Source organism: Spirillospora sp. NPDC049652 (genome assembly GCF_040675125.1).
Taxonomy (GTDB): domain Bacteria; phylum Actinomycetota; class Actinomycetes; order Streptosporangiales; family Streptosporangiaceae; genus Spirillospora.
In genome coordinates, this window is sequence record NZ_JBFAOF010001278.1 from 1 (window position 1) to 1,659 (window position 1,659).

General features: G+C 74.6%; 2 protein-coding genes. Both read right to left on the reverse strand.

Features of this window, described 5'->3' with window-relative positions; genetic code table 11:
• A partial coding sequence (locus AB0J52_RS39405; protein ID WP_500188212.1) for a hypothetical protein occupies positions 1-488 on the reverse strand: 488 nt, incomplete at its 3' end.
• Positions 489-614: 126 nt separating this feature from the next.
• The gene (locus AB0J52_RS39410) at positions 615-1,589 is read right to left on the reverse strand and encodes an ABC transporter ATP-binding protein (protein ID WP_500188214.1); all 975 of its coding nucleotides are present in this window, start codon (positions 1,587-1,589) and stop codon (positions 615-617) included.
• Between the last annotated feature and the right edge of the window lie 70 nt (positions 1,590-1,659).

Sequence of the window (1,659 nt, forward strand, 5' to 3'; positions counted from 1 at the left end):
CCGCGGCGTTCATGGCATTCTCCTTCTTGATAGCATCTACTTCTCTGATGAAGTCTCTGCGTTGAAGAAGATATACGCCGGTCCACGCCGATCACCGTCCCGGACGAGCCGGGCGGCGCGGACGGGCCGAACCGCTGCCCCTCGGGGACGGCGGCGCGCACCGCCCGTCCGTCCGCCACCTCCGGGCCGTCCGGGGCGAAGGTGGCGGGCACGCCGTGGTGCGCCAGTTCGGAGATGTCGAAGAAGTCGCCGTTGACCCCCGCGACGCCGCCCGCCCGGTTCACCATGTCCGAGACCCGGGCCCGGGAGCCTCCGGGCGGCGGGCGCAGCAGCCCGATCCGCGCCCGGTGCAGGTCGATCTCCAGCAGCGTTCCGGTGACCCGCCCCTGGCGCAGCTCCCGGGCGACGACGCCGGGGGAGATCCGCAACTCATGGGCGGGCGGAGCGGCGGGCACGAGGGCCAGCACGAGCGTGATCCGCGTCAGCACCCGGCCCATGCTCGCGCAAGATCGCCGCTTCGGCGGGCGACGCGCCCGACGCGCCCGACGCGCCCGACGTGGCCGACGCGCCCGACGTGGCCGACGTGGCCGGGACGGCGTTCCTCCACGGGCCGGCTAGGAGGTGACGGGGGTCGAGAGCTCCTGGTCGCCCCGGTAGAGGCGGGCGACGATCTCCTCGATGCCGGTCTCGCGCAGGGCGATGTCGCGGACCTCGTAGCGGGCGGCGAGCGCGGCCACCACCGACGCGGCGTTCGTGCCGTCCGGCAGGCGGAGCGTCTGCCGCGGGCCCTCGACGCCGGTCACCCGCACGCCGTCCAGCTCGACCGGCGGCCCCGGCGCGGCCAGCTCGACGACGAGCTGCCGGTCCGCGCCCGCCGCGCGGCGCAGCGCCGCCAGGTCCCCGTCGAACGCCGCGCGCCCGTGGTCGATGATCAGCACGCGCCGGCACAGCCGCTCGATGTCGCCGAGGTCGTGGGTGGTGAGCAGGATCGTGGTGCCGCGCTCGGCGTTCAGCCGCGCGAGGAACCCCCGCACGGTCGCCTTGCTCACCACGTCCAGGCCGATCGTCGGCTCGTCCAGCACCAGCAGCTCGGGATCGTGCAGGAGCGCGGCGGCCAGGTCGCCGCGCATCCGCTGGCCGAGGCTGAGCTGCCGGACCGGCGTGGCGAGGAACGGCTCCAGCTCCAGCAGCTCGGTCAGCTCCGCCAGGCGGCTCCGGTAGGGGCGCTCCTCGACCCGGTACAGCCGCCGGACCAGGGTGAGGCTGTCCTTCAGCGGCAGGTCCCACCACAGCGTCGTGCGCTGCCCGAACACCACGCCGATGCGGCGGGCCAGCGTCGTCCGGGCACGGGACGGGTCGAGCCCCGCCACCCGGATCCGCCCCGAACTCGGGGTGAGGATGCCCGTGAGCATCTTGATCGTGGTGCTCTTGCCCGCGCCGTTCGGGCCCAGGTACCCCAGGAACTCGCCGCGCGGCACGGTGAACGACACCCCGTCGACCGCGCGGACGGCCGTCCGCGCGCGGCGCAGCCGCCCGCGCGTGCGCCGCCGCAGGGTGAAGGTCTTGGTCACGTCCGTCATCTCGATCATCGGTTCCCCTCCCGGCACCGGCGGTCCTCAGCTTCCCGTCGAGCGGTAGTGGCGCAGGCCCGACCGCCAC